We start from the raw sequence: 20,816 nt of genomic DNA on the forward strand, positions 1-20,816 counted from the left end.
AAGCTGTTAGAATCCCGCGCGGTTCGGGACGCTGTGAGCTTTTAGCCTGGCTTTACAGCGCACCTGGCCGCGTTTGAACGCAGCGAACCAAGGTCGGACATCGCCGCGCAGGACACCTTGCCTGCCGCGTTGCTCGAGAAGCTGAGTTTTACGGCCGGGGGACGTCCCGTACCTGGCAAGCCGGACTGAACGGCCTTGCTGCCGCCGCCTGAGGAGAGAATTAGAAATGACCTTCGTCGTCACCGACAACTGCATCAAGTGCAAGTACACCGACTGCGTAGAAGTCTGTCCGGTGGACTGCTTTTACGAAGGCCCAAACTTCCTGGTGATTCACCCGGACGAGTGCATCGACTGTGCCCTTTGCGAACCCGAATGCCCTGCGAATGCGATCTTCTCGGAAGACGAGATTCCGGCCGGCATGGAGAATTTCATTCAGCTGAACGCAGACCTGGCTGACGTCTGGCCCAACATCACGGAACGCAAGGATGCGCTGCCGGATGCTGCGCAGTGGGATGGCAAGACCGGCAAGATCGCCGATCTGGAGCGCTAAGCGTCTGGAGCGCTAAGCATTCTGCTGACACAAAAGGCCCCTCGGGGCCTTTTTGCATCGTGGACCGGTTGCAGTCGCACTTTTCTGCAGACGAAAAAAGGGGCGGTATGACCCGCCCACATTTTTTCCATAATCCCTTTAATCCTTGTTCATCATCCTGATGAATCGCGTCCTGCGATGTCCTTGAGCAGTCGTCCTTGACCGCTTGTACCAATCCGTCGGTACAGGACTGATCTTAGTGATTTAAACGGTGAGGGCAAGCGCCGAGAGTTTGCAGAAAAATTCAGCCGCTGATCGACGCTCATTTTAAATTGATAGTTAAATCAATGGGATAACCATCGGTTCTCAACTGACGGAGACCTGATCCTCCAAAGAAGAGACGATAACTCACATTACGCGTAAGAAACGGCTTACAGGAGGAGTAAGCATCACTTACCCGATTGTGAAAAAGACCATCGGCCTGTCCGGTCGGTGTCACGTGACATCCATCTAAAGCGCATTCAGCTGGCATAAAAAAAGCCCCGACACGTCGGGGCTTTCGTGTTGCTGTTATCTGACTTCCGCCAACCATCGGCGGTTTATTGAAAGAGTGACTCGCTGGATAACCCATTCTTCTCGAGAATCTCGCGAAGGCGTTTCAACCCTTCCACTTGAATCTGCCGCACACGCTCTCGGGTCAGGCCGATTTCCAGCCCGACGTCTTCAAGGGTGCTGCTTTCATGCCCGCGCAGCCCGAATCGCCGGACAACGACTTCACGCTGTTTGTCGGTCAACTCGGACAGCCACTGGTCGATGCTCTGGGAGAGATCGTCGTCCTGAAGCAACTCGCACGGATCGGTCGGACGATCGTCCGTCAGCGTGTCGAGCAGCGTCTTGTCAGAATCGGGGCCCAGCGACACATCCACCGAAGACACGCGCTCATTGAGGCCCAGCATGCGCTTGACCTCACCGACCGGCTTCTCCAGCAGGTTGGCGATTTCTTCGGGAGAGGGTTCGTGATCCAGCTTTTGCGTCAGCTCCCGCGCGGCGCGCAGGTAGACGTTGAGCTCTTTGACGACATGGATCGGCAGACGAATCGTGCGCGTCTGATTCATGATCGCGCGCTCGATGGTCTGACGAATCCACCAGGTGGCGTAGGTCGAGAACCGGAATCCGCGCTCCGGATCGAATTTTTCGACTGCTCGAATCAGGCCCAGATTGCCCTCTTCGATCAGGTCCAGCAATGAAAGACCACGATTGACGTAGCGCCTGGCGATTTTCACGACCAGCCGCAGATTGCTCTCAATCATACGTTTGCGCCCAGCCGGATCGCCGCTTTGCGACAGTCGCGCAAAGTGGACTTCTTCTTCCGGGGAGAGCAGGGGGGAAAAGCCGATTTCATTGAGATACAGCTGCGTAGCATCCAGTGCCCGAGTGTAGTCAATGTACTTATGCTGTTTGAGCGCTGCAGAGTTTTTGGGTTTTGCACGAACAGAAGGTGTAGCTGGCTTCTCATCCGTTGCAGAATCCAGGACGATTACGGGCTCCATGAGGAGAACCTCGTCGTCTATGTCAAACTCCGGCACTTCTTTGCTGAGAGCCATTGTTATAGTCCTTTGGTGAGTTCGACCTCAAGCTCCAGTGACGCCTTTTTCCGTGGCAGCACTTGAGCCTGTCCCCTCTACGCAGGAACAGGCTGACAACCGATCAGCGACGTGGCAAGAATTCCAGTGGATCTACAGGTTTACCCTGGCGGCGAATCTCGAAATGCAGTTTCACCCGGTCCGTTCCCGTCGAGCCCATCTCGGCAATACTCTGCCCTGCCTTGACCTGTTGTCCCTCCCGAACCAAGAGCCGACGGTTATGACCGTAGGCACTGACGTAGGTATCGCTGTGTTTGATGATGACCAGCTCGCCGTAGCCCCTTAAACCACTCCCGGCGTATACCACTGCCCCATCAGACGCGGCCAAAACAGGCTGTCCCAAATCACCAGCGATATCAATTCCTTTATTCAAACTACCGTTTGAAGAGAACTTACTGATCAAAACGCCGCTTGTCGGCCATGTCCAGCCGCTTGGCGAGCGGGCACCAGTGACCACTGTTGTGTTGACCGGCGTGGTCGTCGAGTTGCTGGTTGGCGGAGGCGTCGTCGCGGCAACGGCGCCTACCGGCCTTGAAATCACAGTGGTCTTCAGCGACCCGGAAGGCGATGTAGAACTGCTGGTCCTGGTCTGCGGAACGCCGACCGGCGCAGCGGCCACTGCAGTGGATGGCGAGTTGGCGCGCCCGTCAAAGCGGATCGTCTGACCGACATGAATGGTGAACGGCTCTGGAATGCTGTTGCGTGCGGCCAGCGCTTTCCAGTCCCAGCCGTAACGGAATGCAATGGAAAAAAGCGTGTCGCCGCGCTTCACAACGTACTGGCCAGTGGTGACCGGCTGACGCGTCGGCACGGTCGATTTGCCGTTACGGTCAACAACGCGCACGCCGCCTGTTGGCGTGCTGGAGCAGCCGACCAGAAGGATACTCAGGGCAACTCCAATCACCAGACGCTGAAAACTTGTTGAAGAACTACGCTGCCGAATGACTGTGAGACTCACCCGCCACTCCCTTTACCGGTGACTGAAGAAGAAACTGCCCTGCATCGTGAAAAGACCAGGCAGCCATGAAAAAATGGTGTGAGACGGCGCTGCGGCAGTTGGCCGAAGCATCGTTGCAAAACGCCAGCCTGTAGACCGACTGCGTTCTGTGGAATTCATTGCCGCTGCAAAATAGCGCTCAGGCCAGCGGGCCGTTGAGCAGCGGGACGAAACGTACGGCGCCCAGCACATGCCGGGAGAAGCCGCTTTCCTCGCGGATGATCAGCATCAGTTGCTGCACTTCACCCGAGCCCACTGGAATCACCAAGCGACCGCCGGGGGCCAGTTGGTCCAGCAACGCCTGAGGTACGTCAGTGGCAACCGCGGTGACGATGATCCCGTTGTAGGGCGCGAGCGCCGGCCAGCCTTCCCAGCCGTCGCCCCAGCGAAACACCATGTTGCGCAGGTTCAGCTCGACGAGGCGTTCCTTGGCACGGTCCTGCAGCACCTTGATGCGCTCAACGGAGAAAACCCGCTCCACCAGCTGCGCCAGCACCGCGGTCTGATAACCCGAGCCGGTGCCGATCTCCAGCACCTTGTCCAGCGGACCCGCCGCCAGCAGCAGCTCGCTCATGCGCGCCACCATGTAAGGCTGGGAAATCGTCTGGTTGTTGCCGATCGGCAGCGCGGTGTCTTCGTAGGCGCGGTGCGCCAGAGCTTCGTCAACAAACAGGTGACGGGGGGTCTTGCGAATGACGTCCAGCACCTGGGTGTTGGCGATGCCTTCTTCGCACAACCGTTGAATCAGACGCTCGCGGGTGCGCTGGGAAGTCATCCCCACGCCACGTCGTAACAGATCATCTTGCTCACGCGACATCAGGCCATTCCCTCCAGCCATGCGTTCAGGCTGTTGAAACCGTCCTGATAGGTACGATCCAGCTGCAACGGGGTGATCGACACGTAACCCTGCATCACAGCGTGGAAATCGGTGCCCGGCCCGCCGTCTTCGGCATCTCCGGCGGCAGCAATCCAGTAACCGGCCTTTCCGCGCGGATCGACCACGCGCACAGGCGCCGCCGCACGGGTGCGGTGGCCAAGACGGGTCAGCTGGATACCGCGCACGTGCGCCAGCGGCAGATTAGGGATATTCACATTCAATACGGTACGGGGTGGAAGGTCGAGACGTTCGTGGGCTTCGACCAAAAGCCGGGCAAAATGCGCGGCGGTTGCCAGGTTATCGACCTGACGCGACAAAAATGAAAAGGCAAATGACGGACGTTGCAGAAAACGACCTTCCAGCGCTGCGGCGACGGTGCCTGAATAGAGCACATCGTCGCCCAGATTGGCGCCCAGATTGATGCCCGAAACGACCATGTCCGGCTGATCGGGCAGCAAGCCGTTGAGTCCGAGGTGGACGCAATCGGTGGGCGTGCCGTTGAGGCTGATGAAGCCGTTGTCCAGGGTATGCGGGTGCAACGGACGGTCCAGCGTGAGCGAACTGCTCGCGCCGCTTTTGTCTTGATCGGGCGCAATCACCACGCACTCGGCGTACCCGGCCAGTGCGCCATGCAGCGCAACGAGCCCGGGCGCCATGACCCCGTCATCATTTGAAATCAGAATACGCATGAGCTGTCCGTCTGCCCTGCAGGCGCGAGATCGACGAGTTCACGCACCAATGCGGTGGCGAAGCATCCGGCCGGCAGGACGAATTCCAGTTGCAGAATGTCAGGCTCGGGATAATGCCACGTCAACCGCCCGATGGGCAGTCGCAGGATGCGCCGTTCACGCTCCATTCCCGCTTTTATCAACCAGTTACAGAGCGACGCCTCGCGCAAGGCGATGCTGTTTTCAAGCTCGGCGGTAGCGCCGGAGGCCGGAGAATCGCCCTCGCCCCACTGCGGCCCGGTGGGGTGCAGATCGAGGATGGCCAGTCGCGGGTCGCTGCACTCGGCTTCGCCTGCGGGGAAAAAACTGCGGCTGTCGGTGAACGCCAGCAGATCGCCCACTTGCGCTCGCTGCCAGCTGCCGTCGGCAACCCGCGCGGCCAGGACCTGATTGAACAGGTAACTGCGGGCGGTGGAGAGCAGCCGAGAGCGCACATTGCGCTGCTCGGGCAAAGCTTGACGCTCGGCATAATGCCGGGCTTCACCCAGATTCCCACCCTCATGGCCGAAACGCTGGGCGCCAAAATAATTGGGGATGCCGTGTTGCTTGATCAACTCAAGACGCGCATCGAGCCCGGCTTTGTCGGCCTGCAATTGCGTCAGACGCAGCGTGAAACCATTGGCCGCGTGGGCGCCCCGCTGCAGCTTGCGCTTGTGGCGTTTGCTGTCGAGGATCTTAAGAGAATCGTTCTGAGCTACCGACATGTCCGGATCGGCCTTGCCCGGCAGCTGAATGCTGAACCACTGACGGGTCAACGCCTGACGATCCTTCAAACCGGCGTAGGCGACGGTTCGCAACGGCACGCCGGCCGCCTTGGCCAGACGCCGGGCGGCCTCCTCGGTATTCAAGCCGCGTTTTTCGACCCACAACCACAGGTGCTCGCCGTCTCCGGAGAGCGGGATGTCGAGCACTTCATCGACCTGAAAGTCTTCGGCGGTGGCCTTCAGCACGGCAGTACCCAGCGTGTCGCCGTAAGCGCTCGGGCCCAGAAGTTCGAGCTCGGTCATGCGCTGATCAACAACGCGACGGCATGCACGGCGATGCCCTCTTCACGGCCAGTGAAGCCCAGCTTTTCAGTGGTGGTGGCCTTGACGTTGACCTGGTCGATGTCGACTTGCAGGTCTTCGGCAATCAAGGCGCGCATGCTTTCGATGTGCGGGGCCATCTTCGGCGCCTGGGCAACGATGGTGGCATCGACGTTGCCGACCTTCCAGCCCTTGCCCTGCACCTGCTTGAGCACGTGGCGAAGGAGGACCCGGCTGTCGGCGCCTTTGAATTGCGGATCGGTGTCCGGGAAATGCTTGCCGATGTCGCCCAGCGCGGCAGCACCCAACAGGGCATCGCTCAGCGCATGCAGCACCACATCGCCATCGGAATGCGCGAGCAGACCCGACGTGTGCGCAATGCGCACGCCGCCCAAGGTAATGAAATCGCCTTCAGCGAAACGGTGCACATCGTAGCCGTGGCCAATACGCATAAAAAAACGCCCTGAAAAAGTCAGGGCGTGATTCTACCTACTTTGACCGAGATTAGGGTCGGCCCGCGCTCAATTGCCCGTGACGCTGCAATTGAAGGCGAAGACTTCAGCCGGCCAGGGCTCGGGCGTGATGGCGAAGGTGGTCTTCGATGAAGCTGGCGATGAAGTAATAGCTGTGGTCGTACCCCGGCTGCATGCGCAATTCCAGAGGATGACCGGCCGCCTTCGCCGCCTGAACCAACGATTCCGGCTTGAGCTGATTGCCGAGGAAGTCGTCGCGATCGCCTTGGTCCACTAGCAGTGGCAAGCGTTCGGTGGCTTCGGCAATGAGCACGCTGGCGTCCCATTCACGCCAGCGCGAACGGTCTTCGCCCAGGTAGCGGGAAAACGCTTTTTGTCCCCACGGGCAATCCATCGGGTTGCAGATGGGCGAGAACGCCGACACCGATTGATAGCGGCCCGGATTGCGCAATGCGCCGACCAGCGCGCCGTGGCCACCCATGGAATGCCCGCTGATGCTGCGTTTGTCCGAGGCCGGGAAGTGCGCCTCGATCAACGCAGGCAGCTCGCTGATCACGTAATCGTACATGCGGTAGTGCCGCGCCCACGGTTGCTCGGTGGCGTTCAGGTAAAAACCGGCGCCCAGACCGAAATCGTAGGCCTGTTCCGGGTCATCCGGCACGTCGGCACCGCGGGGGCTGGTGTCCGGCGCCACGATGATCAACCCCAGTTCCGCCGCCACGCGCAGCGCACCGGCCTTCTGCATGAAGTTTTCATCGGTGCAGGTCAGCCCTGACAACCAGTAGACCACCGGCAGCTTGCCGCCCTGCTCCGCTTGCGGAGGCAGATACACCGCGAACACCATGTCGCAACCGAGCACATCAGAGTGATGTTTGTAACGCTTGTGCCAGCCGCCGAAGCTTTTCTGGCACGAGATGTTTTCCAGACTCATGGGCTTCTCCGGGCGGCAAGCTTCAAGCCTCGAGCGGCAGAGGTCATGACACGCCCCTCTTGCTGCTTACAGCTTTAAGCTTGCCGCTGCTCCTCAGAAATGAATGACGGTACGGATGCTTTTGCCTTCGTGCATCAGGTCAAAGGCTTCGTTGATCCGGTCCAGGCCCATGGTGTGGGTGATGAAGGTGTCCAGCGGGATCTCGCCGGCCTGCGCTTTTTCGACGTAGCTTGGCAGTTCGGTGCGGCCTTTGACGCCGCCGAAAGCCGAGCCGCGCCAGACGCGACCGGTCACCAGTTGAAACGGACGTGTGGAGATTTCCTGACCTGCGCCAGCGACGCCGATAATCACCGATTCGCCCCAGCCCTTGTGGCACGATTCCAGCGCCGCACGCATCAGATTCACATTGCCTACGCACTCGAAGCTGTAATCGACGCCGCCGTCGGTCATTTCAACGATGACTTCCTGAATCGGCTTGTCGTGGTCCTTTGGATTGACGAATTCTGTTGCACCCAGTTCACGAGCCACGTCGAATTTGGACGGGTTGATGTCGACCGCGATGATGCGCGAGGCCTTGGCCATTTTTGCGCCGATGATCGCGGCCAGGCCGATACCGCCCAGACCGAAGACCGCCACAGTGGCGCCTTCCTCGACCTTGGCCGTGTTCAGCACCGCGCCGATGCCGGTGGTCACGCCACAACCGAGCAGGCAGACCTTCTCCAAAGGCGCTTCCTTGGGGATTTTTGCCAGGGAGATTTCCGGGACCACGGTGTATTCGGAGAACGTCGAGCAGCCCATGTAGTGGTAGATCGGCTGGCCGTTGTAGCTGAAACGGGTGGTGCCGTCGGGCATCAGGCCTTTGCCCTGGGTGGCGCGGACTTTCTGGCAGAGGTTGGTCTTGCCGGATTTGCAGAATTTGCACTCGCGGCATTCGGCGGTGTACAGCGGAATGACGTGGTCGCCCACGGCGAGTGAGGTCACGCCTTCGCCGATGGCTTCCACAACGCCGCCACCTTCGTGACCGAGGATGCACGGGAAGACGCCTTCGGAATCAGCACCGGACAGGGTGTAGGCATCGGTGTGGCAAACGCCGGATGCGACGGTACGAATCAACACTTCGCCAGCTTTAGGCGCCTCAACGTCCACTTCGACGATCTGCAGTGGTTCATTGGGCGCAAAAGCAACGGCAGCACGTGACTTGATCATCATGATCTCCAGCTAAATAAAAACGAGCCATGAGTGTAATGCAGTGCTGGCTGATTAATAATCGGCCTGAAAGCAAAACATTAATGCTGTCCAGGGACAATCTATGCAGGTCAATCGCTGGGAAGGTCTGGACGAGTTCGTCGCCGTCGCCGAGTGCGGGCAGTTCACCGCCGCCGCAGAGCGCCTGGGGGTGTCGTCATCGCACATCAGCCGGCAGATCGCGCGGCTGGAAGAGCGCTTGCAGACACGCTTGCTCTACCGCAGCACCCGCAAGGTCGCGCTGACAGAAGCCGGTCAGACTTTTCTGCATCATTGCCAGCGCTTGCAGGACGGGCGCGAAGAAGCGCTGCGTGCGGTGACGGACCTGACCAGCGAGCCGAAGGGGTTGCTACGGATGACCTGCGCCGTGGCGTACGGCGAGCGGTTCATCGCCCCGCTGGTGACACGCTTCATGGAGGACTACCCGCAACTGCGCGTGGACATCGAGCTGACCAACAACACGCTGGATCTGGTGCATGAAGGCCTGGACTTGGCGATCCGGCTGGGTCGCTTGCAGGAATCGCGACTGGTGGCCGCCCGACTGGCGCCGCGCAAGATGTACCTGTGCGCCTCCCCTGCCTATCTCGAACGCTATGGCCGTCCCCACAGCGTGTCGGAACTGGCGCGACACAACTGCCTGATCGGCAGCTCGGACAGTTGGCTATTGCAACAAAACGGACGGGAATTTTCCCAGCGGGTGCAAGGCAACTGGCGCTGCAACAGTGGGCAGGCAGTGCTGGATGCGGCACTGCGCGGGGTCGGGCTGTGTCAGCTGCCGGATTACTACGTGCTGGAGCATCTCAAGCGCGGTGCGCTGGTGTCGTTGCTGGATGCCCACCAGCCGCCGAACACCGCCGTATGGGCGCTGTACCCGCAGCAGCGGCATCTGTCGCCCAAGGTGAGGAAGCTGGTGGACTACCTGAAGGCAGGACTGGCTTCACGGGAGGAGTACAGCCTGTAGGCGGATTAGCCGTTGAACTCCACACGCCGCTGGCGCAGCCACTCGAGGTCTTCCGGGCGGGTGACCTTGATGTTGTCTGCACGCCCTTCAATCAGACGCGGCGATTGCCCGGCCCACTCGATAGCGGAAGCTTCATCGGTGATCGCCACGTTGGACACCAGACTGTCCGCCAGCGCGCGATGCAGCGCCCCCAGACGAAACATCTGCGGCGTATAAGCCTGCCAGATAAGGCTGCGATCCACCGTTTCGGTCACGCGGCCATCGGCATCGGCGCGCTTGAGGGTGTCTTTGGCCGGCACCGCCAGCAAGCCGCCGACCGGATCATCCGCCAGTTCGCCGAGCAGACGATCGAGGTCCGACCGCGCCAGATTCGGGCGTGCTGCGTCATGCACCAGCACCCAGTCGTTGTCATCGGCGCCATTGGCGTGCAGGTGCAGCAGTGCATTGAGCACCGAGTCCGCACGCTCTTTGCCCCCTGCGACCTGATGAATCCGGGAATCCAGCGCGCAAGGCAATGCAGGCCAATACGGGTCATCCACAGCCAGACTGACCACCAGGCCCTTGAGCCTGGGGTGATCGAGAAAACAAAGCAGGCTGTGTTCAATAATCGTGAGGCCGCCCAATTGCAGGTATTGCTTGGGACGGTCTGCCGCCATGCGCGCGCCAACGCCCGCTGCGGGAATCACTGCCCAGAAGGCAGGAAGGGATTGAGTCATTACACCAACGTCACTGTGCCAACTGATAAAGGGTCTCGCCGTCCTTCACCATGCCCAATTCATGACGGGCACGCTCTTCAACGGTTTCGAGGCCTTTTTTCAGCTCCAGCACTTCCGCGTCCAAGACCCGGTTACGCTCCAGCAGAGCATCGTTTTCGGCGTGTTGATCGGCGATTTGCTGCGTCAGACTGGCCACCTGCGCGAGACTGCCGTTACCTACCCATAGGCGATACTGCAAGCCAGCGAGCATCAAAAGCAGAACGAGGAACAACCAGTTAGGACTGCGCATTGTGAATATCTGTTACCCGGCGAATAAAGACAGCAAAACCGACCATTTCAAATGCCCATAAGCCCGGTGGTCACCGGGCTCATGGATCAGGACGACAAGAGAAGTCACCTTTAAGAGACTTCTCCTACAACGCCTGCTGCCTTTTTACCACCTTTGCAATCAGCCGCGAAACTCGCCGCGACCACGGTACACCGCTTTGGCGCCCAGTTGCTCTTCGATACGCAGCAGCTGGTTGTACTTGGCGATACGGTCGGAACGGCTCAACGAACCGGTCTTGATCTGGCCGGCAGCGGTGCCCACGGCCAGGTCGGCAATGGTGGAGTCTTCGGTTTCGCCGGAACGGTGCGAGATCACGGCGGTGTAACCCGCAGCCTTGGCCATCTGGATGGCTTCCAGCGTTTCGGTGAGCGTGCCGATCTGGTTGAACTTGATCAGGATCGAGTTACCGATCTTCTTGTCGATGCCTTCTTTCAGAATCTTGGTGTTGGTCACGAACAGGTCGTCGCCCACCAGCTGGATCTTGTCGCCGATCTTGTCGGTGAGGACTTTCCAGCCATCCCAGTCCGACTCGTCCAGACCGTCTTCGATGGAGATGATCGGGTGCTTGCTGACCAGATCAGCCAGGTAGTCGGCGAAACCGGCGGAGTCGTATTCGCCTTCTTCGCTCAGCACGTACTTGCCGTTCTTGTAGAACTCGCTTGCTGCGCAGTCCAGCGCCAGGGTCACGTCGGTGCCCAGCTTGTAGCCCGCGTTGGCAACGGCTTCAGCGATGGCGTCCAGTGCGTCACCGTTGGAGTTCAGGTTCGGTGCGAAGCCACCTTCGTCGCCCACGGCAGTGTTCAGGCCGCGCGCTTTCAACACCGCTTTGAGGTGGTGGAAAATCTCGGTGCCCCAGCGCAGGCCTTCGGAGAAAGTCTTGGCGCCCACCGGCTGAATCATGAATTCCTGGATGTCGATGTTGTTATCGGCATGCTCGCCACCGTTGATGATGTTCATCATCGGGACCGGCATCGAGTAAACACCCGGCGTGCCGTTCAGGTTGGCGATGTGCGCGTACAACGGCAGATCCTGGTCCTGAGCGGCCGCTTTGGCAGCAGCCAGGGACACAGCGAGGATCGCGTTGGCGCCCAGGCTGGCTTTGTTCTCGGTACCGTCCAGCTGGATCATCGCGTGATCCAGGGCTTTCTGGTCAACCGGGTCTTTGCCCAGCAGCAGGTCGCGGATCGGGCCATTGATGTTGGCCACAGCCTTCAGAACGCCCTTGCCCATGTAACGGCTCTTGTCGCCATCACGCAGCTCGAGCGCTTCACGCGAGCCGGTGGAAGCACCGGACGGCGCGCAGGCGCTGCCGATGATGCCGTTGTCGAGGAGCACGTCTGCTTCCACGGTGGGATTGCCACGGGAGTCGAGAACTTCACGACCTTTGATGTCGACGATTTTTGCCATTGTTGTTAACACTCCAAGATTGACGAAAACGACGCAGCTGGGAAAACGATTCGGCGTCTCAGGGCTCTAGGACAACGGGCAGGCCCTGAAACGACAATTTTCCCGACCCTTTGGTCGGGAAAACAACGAACGGCACTCTACCGGAGGGCTCGGCGCCGGAGAAGCGGGTTTTACGCCGTTTCGATCGTCGGGAAGCTTTTAACGAGTTCGTCGAGCGCCTTGAGCTGGGCCAGAAACGGCTCCAGCTTGTCCAGGCGCAGGGCGCAGGGACCGTCACATTTGGCGTTGTCCGGATCCGGGTGGGCTTCCAGAAACAGACCGGCCAGGCCCTGACTCATCCCGGCCTTGGCCAGATCGGTCACTTGGGCGCGACGACCGCCAGCAGAGTCGGAGCGACCGCCCGGCATCTGCAAGGCGTGGGTCACGTCGAAAAACACCGGGTATTCGAACGATTTCATGATGCCGAAACCGAGCATATCGACGACCAGGTTGTTGTAACCGAAGCTCGAACCACGCTCGCACAGGATCAACTGATCGTTACCCGCTTCCACGCACTTGGCGAGGATGTGCTTCATCTCGTGAGGCGCGAGGAACTGGGCTTTCTTGATGTTGATCACGGCGCCGGTCTTGGCCATGGCCACGACCAGGTCAGTCTGGCGGGACAGGAAGGCCGGCAACTGAATGATGTCGCAGACTTCCGCCACGGTCGCGGCCTGATCAGGCTCGTGCACGTCGGTGATGATCGGCACGCCGAAGGCTTGCTTGATGTCCTGGAAAATCCGCATGCCTTCTTCAAGGCCCGGACCACGGTACGAAGTCACCGAAGAACGGTTGGCCTTGTCGAAGCTGGCCTTGAACACGTAGGGAATGGCGAGCTTCTCGGTCACTCGCACGTATTCTTCACAGACCTGCATCGCCATGTCGCGCGACTCCAGGACGTTCATGCCGCCGAACAGAACCATAGGCTTGTCGTTGGCGATGTCGATCGAGCCGACGCGGATGATTTTCTGTGCCATGTGATAAATCCCTGTCAGCCGTTCTTCTGGTGTTGAGCAAGCGCTGCCTTGACGAAACCACTGAACAACGGGTGGCCATCGCGGGGCGTAGAGGTGAACTCGGGGTGGAACTGGCACGCCACGAACCACGGATGGTCAGGAGACTCGACCACTTCAACCAGCGCGCCATCACCGGAGCGACCGGAGATTTTCAGACCGGCCTCGACCAGTTGCGGCAGCAGATTGTTGTTCACTTCATAACGGTGACGATGGCGCTCGACGATGACGTCGTTTGCGTAGCAATCGTGCACCAGCGAACCCGGCTCCAGCAGACACTCCTGGGCGCCCAGACGCATGGTGCCGCCCAGGTCCGAGGTCTCGGTGCGGGTTTCGACAGCACCGGTGGCGTCTTCCCATTCGGTGATCAGACCGACGACAGGATGCTGGCTGGCGCGATCGAACTCGGTGGAGTTGGCGTCTTTCCAGCCCAGCACGTTACGGGCGAACTCGATGACCGCCACCTGCATGCCCAGGCAGATCCCCAGGTACGGCACCTTGTTTTCGCGAGCGAACTGCACCGCCGTGATCTTGCCCTCGACGCCACGCAGACCGAAGCCGCCCGGTACGAGAATCGCGTCAACGCCTTCGAGCAGGCCGGTGCCCTGGTTTTCGATGTCTTCGGAATCGATATAGCGCAGGTTGACCTTGGTGCGGTTGCTGATGCCGGCGTGACTCATCGCTTCGATCAGCGACTTGTACGCATCGAGCAGCTCCATGTACTTGCCGACCATTGCGATGGTGACTTCGTGTTCCGGATTGAGCTTGGCGTCGACGACCTTTTCCCACTCGGACAGGTCGGCGCTGCCGCACTGCAGACCGAAGCGCTCGACGACGAAATCATCAAGGCCCTGGGAATGCAGGATGCCCGGGATCTTGTAGATGGTGTCGGCGTCTTCGAGGGCGATGACCGCACGCTCTTCAACGTTGGTGAACTGCGCGATCTTGCGGCGCGACGAGATGTCGATCGGGTGGTCGGAACGGCAGACCAGTACGTCTGGCTGCAGGCCGATCGAACGGAGTTCCTTCACCGAATGCTGAGTCGGCTTGGTCTTGGTCTCGCCCGCAGTGGCGATGTACGGAACCAGCGTCAGGTGCATGAGCATGGCGCGCTTGGCGCCCACTTCGAAACGCAGCTGACGGATCGCTTCGAGGAACGGTTGCGACTCGATGTCGCCCACGGTGCCGCCGATTTCGACCATGGCGACGTCAGCATCGCCGGCGCCCTTGATGATGCGACGCTTGATTTCGTCGGTGATGTGCGGGATCACCTGAATGGTCGCGCCCAGATAATCACCACGGCGCTCTTTGCGCAGGACGTGTTCGTACACACGGCCGGTGGTGAAGTTGTTGTTCTGGGTCATGGTGGTGCGAATGAAACGCTCGTAGTGACCCAGGTCCAGGTCAGTTTCGGCGCCGTCGTGGGTGACGAACACCTCACCGTGCTGGAACGGACTCATGGTGCCGGGATCGACGTTGATGTAGGGGTCCAGCTTGAGCATGGTGACCTTAAGTCCCCTCGCCTCCAGGATGGCCGCCAATGAAGCCGAGGCGATGCCTTTCCCCAATGAAGAAACAACACCGCCCGTGACGAAGATGTAGCGCGTCATGAAAAACCCTAGAAGTCTGCGTTAAAGCGGTCAGAGCCGCCGGGGAAAGCGAAGGAAGGCCGAAGCCCCCGACAACCCGCGTGTTTCACTGTGCGGTTTCGAATCTGTTGCGCCCAAGTCAACGACCGACCTTGAAAAGGTCTGTCCGTGGCTCGCCACTTTTTTGAGAATCGCCCAGTAAAGACTGGCTGGTAATCGGCAACTTGCATCGTTCCGGAAGGATCGACATAAGCTGTATCAAGAAGGGAGCGTAGTCTACCGGAAACGCCCATTCAGCTCAAACTTTGGTCATTCGTCGGTGGCAACCAGTGCAATCGCCAGTCGCCACGGGGGCTGGCGTCCAGTCCCGGCAGGTTTGCCACGGCCAATAACTGCTCGCCGCGGTACAACAGCGGCAATCGGCCGCGCAGAAACACCGGCACGCCCTTCTCGTTGAGCAGCCTTTTCAGGTCTCGACGTCCACGGTCCGGCACATCGAAGGTTTCGCCGCCCTGGCGGTAGTGCACGTGCAGACCGCCCGCCGGCGCAGCGCCGAGGATCTGCAGCATGCCGTTGCCCGGCAGCGTGAGGGGTTGCGAGGCCAGGGACCAGTGTTGCGAGCCGGCGACATTTTTCAGCCAGATCCCCGACAGCCACCAGATGCGCCCCTCGGCCCGGTGCATCTGACCCTCGGCCAGTCGCCAGATGGGCCGACCGTCCGGACCGGCATCGCGCAACGAGTCCCAGCCCGCCCAGTGATCGGTATCGGGCAATCGAGTGAGCGGCGCCAGCCAGTGGCGCAATGCATTGCGTTGCCGGGCAGGAGACAGCGCTTCGAGCGGCGCGAGCTCAAGAGACGGCATGTCCAGCCAGGGCCAGGGGCACGGGGTATCGGCCAGAGCCAGATCCTGCACCGCCAGTTCGTCCAGCAACTGCTGGGCTTCGGCCAGATGCCCGGCGCTGCGGGCCATACTCGCAATCGCTTGCGGCCAGCGGCTCGTCACCAGCGGCAGCACATGGCTGCGCAGGTAGTTGCGCGAAAAACGGCTGTCTTTGTTGCTCGGGTCCTCGATCCAGCTCAAACCCTGTTCCCGGGCATAGGCCTCGAGGGTGGCGCGGGATTCGTCCAGCAGCGGCCGAAGCAACTGTCCTGCGCCCAACGGACGCTGCGCCGGCATGGCGGCCAGTCCGCGCACCCCGGCGCCACGCAGCAGTCGGAACAGCAAGGTTTCAGCCTGATCGTCACGGTGCTGGGCCGTGAGCAGCACCTCGCCGGGCCCCAGGGTTGAGTTGAATGCGGCGTAGCGAGCGTCGCGTGCCGCTTGCTCAAGGCTTGCACCGGGGCGCACCTGGACGTCGATGACCTGCATCGGCACGCCCAGAATCTGGCACATCTGCCGACAATGCACCGGCCACGAGGCCGCCACAGCCTGAAGGCCATGGTTGACGTGAACCGCAGTCAGAGGGGGAAGCGCGTGAACCCTGGCCAGTTCGGCCAGCATATGAAGCAGGACAGTGGAATCGAGCCCACCAGAGAAAGCGACCCGCCAGCCGGCTGCATCACGCCAGGGTTCAAGGCGTGACAGCAGACGTCTGGAGAGTGCGAGTGCGATGCTGTCCGGTTTGCTCATGCTGGTTAACCCTGCTTAAAGCTCGCCGGACCGGGAGCGTCACCGGGTTCGGTGACGCTCTTCATGCAGAACGGTCCGGTTAAAGGCCATAGCTCATCAGGCGGTCGTAACGGCGGGCCAGCAGCGCGTCGTTATCGAATTTCTGGAGCATGCTCAGTTGGCTGCTCAATTCTTCGCGGATCAATGCAGCGGCAGCGGCCGGGTCACGGTGCGCGCCGCCCAGTGGCTCGTTGATCACCTTGTCGACGATGCCCAAGCCCTTCAAACGCTCGGCAGTGATGCCCATCGCTTCGGCGGCGTCCGGCGCCTTCTCGGCGGTTTTCCACAGAATGGACGCGCAGCCTTCCGGCGAGATCACCGCGTAGGTCGAATACTGCAGCATGTTCAGTTGATCGCACACGCCAATGGCCAGTGCGCCGCCCGAACCGCCTTCGCCAATCACGGTGGCAATGATCGGGGTTTTCAATCGCGCCATTACGCGCAGGTTCCAGGCGATGGCTTCGCTCTGGTTACGCTCCTCGGCGTCGATGCCAGGATAAGCGCCCGGCGTGTCGATGAAGGTCAGAATCGGCATCTTGAAGCGCTCGGCCATTTCCATCAGACGGCAGGCCTTGCGATAGCCTTCAGGACGCGGCATACCGAAGTTGCGGCGAACCTTTTCGCGTACTTCTCGCCCCTTCTGATGACCGATCACCATCACCGGCTGGTCGTTAAGACGAGCAATACCGCCGACGATAGCGGCGTCGTCGGAGAAGTGGCGATCGCCATGCAGCTCGTCGAACTCGGTGAAGATGTGTTGAATGTAGTCCAGGGTGTACGGACGACGCGGATGGCGCGCCATGCGCGCGATCTGCCAACTGGTCAGGTTGCCGAAAATGCTTTCGGTGAGCGTATTGCTCTTCTCTTGCAGTCGAGAGATTTCGTCGCCGATGTTCAGCGAGTTGTCATTGCCCACCAGACGCAGCTCTTCAATCTTGGCTTGCAGGTCAGCAATCGGCTGTTCGAAATCCAGAAAATTCGGGTTCATAGGCATCCGTCTTGGGTCGACGGCCAAGAGGCCGGCCGGTTGATCCGATAAGCGCCCTACCTTAATGGAGCGGGCGCCTTTCGGTCGAGTTTAAAGTGTCGAGTCGCAAATGTTGAGCTGATCGGTATCAGCGATACTGCAGGAAGACGTTCTCTCGTCCGAACTGGTCACGCAGCGCCTGAATCAGGCTGTCTGCGGGATCGATCCGCCACGCTTCGCCGAACTGCAGCAGTGCCTTGGCTTCCTGCCCGGTGTAGTCGAGGGTGATCGGGCATGCGCCGCGGTGCTTCTTGCACAGCTCGCCCAGCCAGCGCAGCCGGTCGCCCTTGAGCGCTTCGGCACGCACGTTCAGGCGCAGACTCTCCGCCAACCCGGTGCGCGCTTCTTCCAGGCTCATCACCCGTTTGGCGCGTAACCGCAGGCCGCCGGAGAAATCATCGGTACTGACCTCCCCTTCCACCACCACCATCGCGTCGGTTTGCAGCAGCGACTGGGCGGCCTGGAACGAATCGGCAAACAGCGACGCTTCGATACGCCCTGAACGGTCGTCCAGGGTGATGAAGCCCATCTTGTCGCCCTTTTTGTTTTTCATCACCCGCAGCGCGATGATCAGACCGGCAATGGTCTGGGTTTCCCGCGAGGGTTTCAGATCAACAATACGTTGGCGCGCGAAGCGGCGGATCTCACCTTCATATTCGTCGATCGGGTGGCCGGTCAGGTACAGGCCCAGGGTTTCTTTCTCGCCACGCAACCGTTCCTTGAGCGTGACCTCTTTGGCGCTGCGATGGTTCGCGTAAACGTCGGCGTCGGCTTCGACGAACAGGCCGCCGAAGAGATCGGCATGGCCGCTGTCGTGACTGCGCGCGGTCTGCTCGGCGGCCTGAATGGCTTCTTCCAGCGCGGCCAGCAGCACGCCGCGATTGCGATCAATGTTGGCTTGGTACTGTTTCGGTTCGTCATAGAAGAACGGGCCGAGACGGTCCAGGGCACCACTGCGAATCAGGCCATCGAGGGTGCGCTTGTTCACGCGCTTGAGGTCGATGCGGGCGCAGAAATCGAACAGATCGGCAAACGGGCCTTCCTGACGCGCTTCGGTGATGGCTTCCACCGGGCCTTCGCCGACGCCCTTGATCGCACCGAGGCCATAGACGATACGGCCGTCGTCGTTCACGGTGAACTTGAATTCGGAGTTGTTCACGTCCGGCGCATCCAGGCGCAGTTTCATGATCCGCACTTCTTCGATCAAGGTCACGACCTTGTCGGTGTTGTGCATGTCCGCTGAAAGCACCGCCGCCATGAATGGCGCCGGGTAGTGACGCTTGAGCCAGGCAGTCTGGTACGACACCAGCCCGTAGGCCGCCGAGTGCGACTTGTTGAAACCGTAACCGGCGAATTTCTCTACCAGGTCGAAAATGTTACCGGCCAGGTCCGGGTCGATATTGTTGGTCTTGCAGCCCTCAATGAAACCGCCGCGCTGCTTGGCCATTTCCTCGGGCTTCTTTTTACCCATTGCACGACGCAACATGTCCGCGCCGCCGAGGGTGTAGCCGGCCATGACCTGCGCAATCTGCATCACCTGTTCCTGATACAGGATGATGCCGTAGGTCGGCGCAAGCACCGGCTTGAGGCCTTCGTACTGGTAATCGACGTGGGGGTACGACAGCTCCGCACGACCGTGCTTGCGGTTGATGAAGTCGTCAACCATGCCCGATTGCAAAGGACCGGGGCGGAACAGCGCCACCAGTGCGATCAAGTCTTCCAGGCAGTCAGGCTTGAGCTTTTTGATCAGCTCTTTCATGCCGCGGGATTCAAGCTGGAAGACGGCCGTGGTTTCGGCGCGCTGCAGCAGCTCGTAGGTCGGCATGTCGTCCAGCGGGATGAACGCGATGTCGAGGGGTTCTTCGTCGACCTTGGCGCGGTCGCGGTTAATCGTCTTCAGGGCCCAGTCGATGATGGTCAGGGTGCGCAGACCGAGGAAGTCGAACTTCACCAGACCGGCTGCCTCGACGTCATCCTTGTCGAACTGGGTGACCAGGCCGCCGCCCTCTTCATCGCAGTAGATCGCCGAGAAGTCAGTCAGTTTGGTCGGCGCGATGACCACGCCGCCGGCGTGCTTGCCGACGTTACGCACAACGCCTTCGAGCTTGCGCGCCATTTCCCAGATTTCCGCCGCTTCCTCATCCACCTTGAGGAAGTCGCGCAGGATCTCTTCCTGCTCGTAGGCTTTTTCAAGGGTCATGCCGACTTCGAAGGGGATCATCTTCGACAGACGATCGGCCAATCCGTAGGACTTGCCCTGCACCCGCGCCACGTCCCGGACCACCGCCTTCGCGGCCATGGAACCGAAGGTGATGATCTGGCTGACCGCGTTGCGACCGTATTTTTCGGCCACGTACTCAATGACCCGATCGCGACCGTCCATGCAGAAGTCGACGTCGAAGTCGGGCATGGAAACCCGCTCGGGGTTAAGAAAACGTTCGAACAGCAGGTCGTATTCCAGCGGGTCGAGGTCGGTGATCTTCTGCACATAGGCCACCAGCGAGCCAGCACCCGACCCCCGGCCCGGCCCCACCGGCACGCCGTTGCTCTTGGCCCACTGGATAAAATCCATCACGATCAGGAAGTAACCGGGGAACCCCATCTGGATGATGATATCCAGCTCGAAATTCAGGCGGTCAACGTAAACCTGTCGCTTGGCCTCGTAGTCCGGCGTGGTCTCTTTCGGCCAGAGCACGGCAAGGCGCTCTTCCAGCCCCTCGAAGGATACCTTGCGGAAATACTCGTCGATGGTCATGCCATCGGGGATCGGGAAGTTGGGCAGAAAGTGCGTGCCCAGCTTGACGTCGATATTGCAACGCTTGGCGATCTCGACGGTGTTGGCGAGGGCGTCCGGCAGATCGCTGAACAGCTCGGCCATCTCCTCCGCGCTCTTCAGGTACTGCTGATCGCTGTAGTTGTGCGAGCGGCGCGGATCGTCCAACGCCCGGCCTTCGCCGATGCACACGCGGGTTTCGTGGGCTTCGAAATCTTCCTGCTTGATGAAACGCACGTCGTTGCTCGCCACCAGCGGCACGCCATGGCGCTCGGCCAGGGCGACGGCGGCGTGCAGGTGCTCTTCATCATTGATGCGGTTGGTGCGCTGGACTTCGATGTAGAAGCGGTCCTGGAAAACCGTCAGCCACTCTTTCAGCAACTCATCGGCTTCCGCCGGGTTGCCGCCGAGCAGGGCCATGCCGATCTCGCCTTCCTTGGCCGCTGACAGGGCAATCAGCCCTTCGCTGGCCTCGGCCACCCACTCGCGCTCGATCACTACCAGGCCATTGCGCTGGCCATGCATGAAGCCTCGGGAAATCAGCTCTGTGAGGTTGAGGTAGCCTTTGGGGTTCATCACCAGCAGGCTCAAACGGCTGAGCGGCGCATCGCGGTCACGCCCGGCCAACCAGACGTCGGCGCCGCAGATCGGCTTGATGCCCGCGCCCATGGCCGCTTTGTAGAACTTCACCAGCGAGCACATGTTGTGCTGGTCGGTCACCGCCACGGCCGGCATGTTCATGGCCGTCAGCGCCTTGACCAACGGTTTTACACGGACCAGACCATCAACGAGGGAGTATTCGGTGTGCAGGCGTAGATGAACGAAAGAAGCCGGCATGGGTGATC

18 protein-coding genes are annotated in these 20,816 nt (G+C 60.4%); 2 read left to right on the top strand and 16 right to left on the bottom strand.

What is annotated here, in order from left to right:
- Positions 1 to 226 precede the first annotated feature (226 nt).
- Complete coding sequence (gene fdxA / locus IFT99_RS10570; RefSeq protein ID WP_192132145.1) at positions 227 to 550, top strand: ferredoxin FdxA; 324 nt, start codon at positions 227 to 229, stop codon at positions 548 to 550.
- A 578-nt stretch (positions 551 to 1,128) separates the two neighbouring features.
- Here fdxA and rpoS read toward each other — a convergent pair.
- The 8 genes from rpoS to IFT99_RS10610 form a co-directional block, all read right to left on the bottom strand.
- A complete protein-coding gene (gene rpoS / locus IFT99_RS10575; RefSeq protein ID WP_065989798.1) occupies positions 1,129 to 2,133 on the bottom strand; it encodes an RNA polymerase sigma factor RpoS in 1,005 nt (334 codons plus the stop codon).
- A gap of 103 nt (positions 2,134 to 2,236) precedes the next feature.
- On the bottom strand, positions 2,237 to 3,130 hold the full coding sequence (locus IFT99_RS10580; protein ID WP_065989802.1) for a peptidoglycan DD-metalloendopeptidase family protein: 894 nt from the start codon (positions 3,128 to 3,130) through the stop codon (positions 2,237 to 2,239).
- Positions 3,131 to 3,308: 178 nt separating this feature from the next.
- Complete coding sequence (locus tag IFT99_RS10585; RefSeq protein ID WP_192132497.1) at positions 3,309 to 3,944, bottom strand: protein-L-isoaspartate(D-aspartate) O-methyltransferase; 636 nt, start codon at positions 3,942 to 3,944, stop codon at positions 3,309 to 3,311.
- Positions 3,945 to 3,985: 41 nt separating this feature from the next.
- Positions 3,986 to 4,735: a 5'/3'-nucleotidase SurE gene (gene surE, locus IFT99_RS10590; protein WP_065989806.1), complete on the bottom strand. Its 750-nt coding sequence runs from the start codon at positions 4,733 to 4,735 to the stop codon at positions 3,986 to 3,988.
- On the bottom strand, positions 4,723 to 5,781 hold the full coding sequence (truD, locus tag IFT99_RS10595) for a tRNA pseudouridine(13) synthase TruD (RefSeq protein WP_192132147.1): 1,059 nt from the start codon (positions 5,779 to 5,781) through the stop codon (positions 4,723 to 4,725). Before truD ends, surE begins: the two co-directional genes overlap by 13 nt.
- Entirely contained in the window at positions 5,778 to 6,251 is a 474-nt protein-coding gene (ispF, locus tag IFT99_RS10600) for a 2-C-methyl-D-erythritol 2,4-cyclodiphosphate synthase (protein WP_122622973.1), read from the bottom strand. Before ispF ends, truD begins: the two co-directional genes overlap by 4 nt.
- A gap of 106 nt (positions 6,252 to 6,357) precedes the next feature.
- On the bottom strand, positions 6,358 to 7,203 hold the full coding sequence (gene fghA, locus IFT99_RS10605) for an S-formylglutathione hydrolase (RefSeq protein ID WP_192132149.1): 846 nt from the start codon (positions 7,201 to 7,203) through the stop codon (positions 6,358 to 6,360).
- 93 nt (positions 7,204 to 7,296) lie between these two features.
- Positions 7,297 to 8,409, bottom strand: coding sequence for an S-(hydroxymethyl)glutathione dehydrogenase/class III alcohol dehydrogenase (locus IFT99_RS10610; RefSeq protein WP_122537380.1), 1,113 nt, complete (start codon positions 8,407 to 8,409; stop codon positions 7,297 to 7,299).
- 103 nt (positions 8,410 to 8,512) lie between these two features.
- On the opposite strand from IFT99_RS10610, the gene IFT99_RS10615 reads away from it, so the two are divergent.
- Positions 8,513 to 9,409, top strand: coding sequence for a LysR substrate-binding domain-containing protein (locus IFT99_RS10615; protein WP_192132152.1), 897 nt, complete (start codon positions 8,513 to 8,515; stop codon positions 9,407 to 9,409).
- Between the two features lie 5 nt (positions 9,410 to 9,414).
- Here IFT99_RS10615 and ispD read toward each other — a convergent pair whose 3' ends face one another.
- The 8 genes from ispD to dnaE all read right to left on the bottom strand — a co-directional run bounded on the left by ispD (position 9,415) and on the right by dnaE (position 20,808).
- Positions 9,415 to 10,125, bottom strand: a complete 711-nt coding sequence (ispD, locus tag IFT99_RS10620; RefSeq protein ID WP_192132154.1) for a 2-C-methyl-D-erythritol 4-phosphate cytidylyltransferase — start codon at positions 10,123 to 10,125, stop codon at positions 9,415 to 9,417.
- Between the two features lie 10 nt (positions 10,126 to 10,135).
- Positions 10,136 to 10,414 (bottom strand): cell division protein FtsB, encoded by a 279-nt coding sequence (gene ftsB, locus IFT99_RS10625; protein ID WP_037014212.1) that lies wholly within the window; start codon positions 10,412 to 10,414, stop codon positions 10,136 to 10,138.
- A 159-nt stretch (positions 10,415 to 10,573) separates the two neighbouring features.
- Complete coding sequence (eno, locus tag IFT99_RS10630; RefSeq protein WP_122537377.1) at positions 10,574 to 11,860, bottom strand: phosphopyruvate hydratase; 1,287 nt, start codon at positions 11,858 to 11,860, stop codon at positions 10,574 to 10,576.
- A 170-nt stretch (positions 11,861 to 12,030) separates the two neighbouring features.
- On the bottom strand, positions 12,031 to 12,876 hold the full coding sequence (gene kdsA, locus IFT99_RS10635) for a 3-deoxy-8-phosphooctulonate synthase (RefSeq protein WP_192132156.1): 846 nt from the start codon (positions 12,874 to 12,876) through the stop codon (positions 12,031 to 12,033).
- A 14-nt stretch (positions 12,877 to 12,890) separates the two neighbouring features.
- The gene (locus IFT99_RS10640; protein ID WP_192132158.1) at positions 12,891 to 14,522 is read right to left on the bottom strand and encodes a CTP synthase; all 1,632 of its coding nucleotides are present in this window, start codon (positions 14,520 to 14,522) and stop codon (positions 12,891 to 12,893) included.
- A gap of 272 nt (positions 14,523 to 14,794) precedes the next feature.
- Complete coding sequence (tilS, locus tag IFT99_RS10645; protein WP_192132160.1) at positions 14,795 to 16,132, bottom strand: tRNA lysidine(34) synthetase TilS; 1,338 nt, start codon at positions 16,130 to 16,132, stop codon at positions 14,795 to 14,797.
- Between the two features lie 79 nt (positions 16,133 to 16,211).
- Complete coding sequence (locus tag IFT99_RS10650; RefSeq protein ID WP_065989826.1) at positions 16,212 to 17,159, bottom strand: acetyl-CoA carboxylase carboxyltransferase subunit alpha; 948 nt, start codon at positions 17,157 to 17,159, stop codon at positions 16,212 to 16,214.
- A gap of 127 nt (positions 17,160 to 17,286) precedes the next feature.
- Positions 17,287 to 20,808: a DNA polymerase III subunit alpha gene (dnaE, locus tag IFT99_RS10655; protein ID WP_192132162.1), complete on the bottom strand. Its 3,522-nt coding sequence runs from the start codon at positions 20,806 to 20,808 to the stop codon at positions 17,287 to 17,289.
- Positions 20,809 to 20,816 lie beyond the last annotated feature (8 nt).

Origin of the sequence: Pseudomonas sp. CFBP 8772, from assembly GCF_014841665.1 — a bacterium.
Lineage (GTDB): Bacteria > Pseudomonadota > Gammaproteobacteria > Pseudomonadales > Pseudomonadaceae > Aquipseudomonas > Aquipseudomonas graminis_B.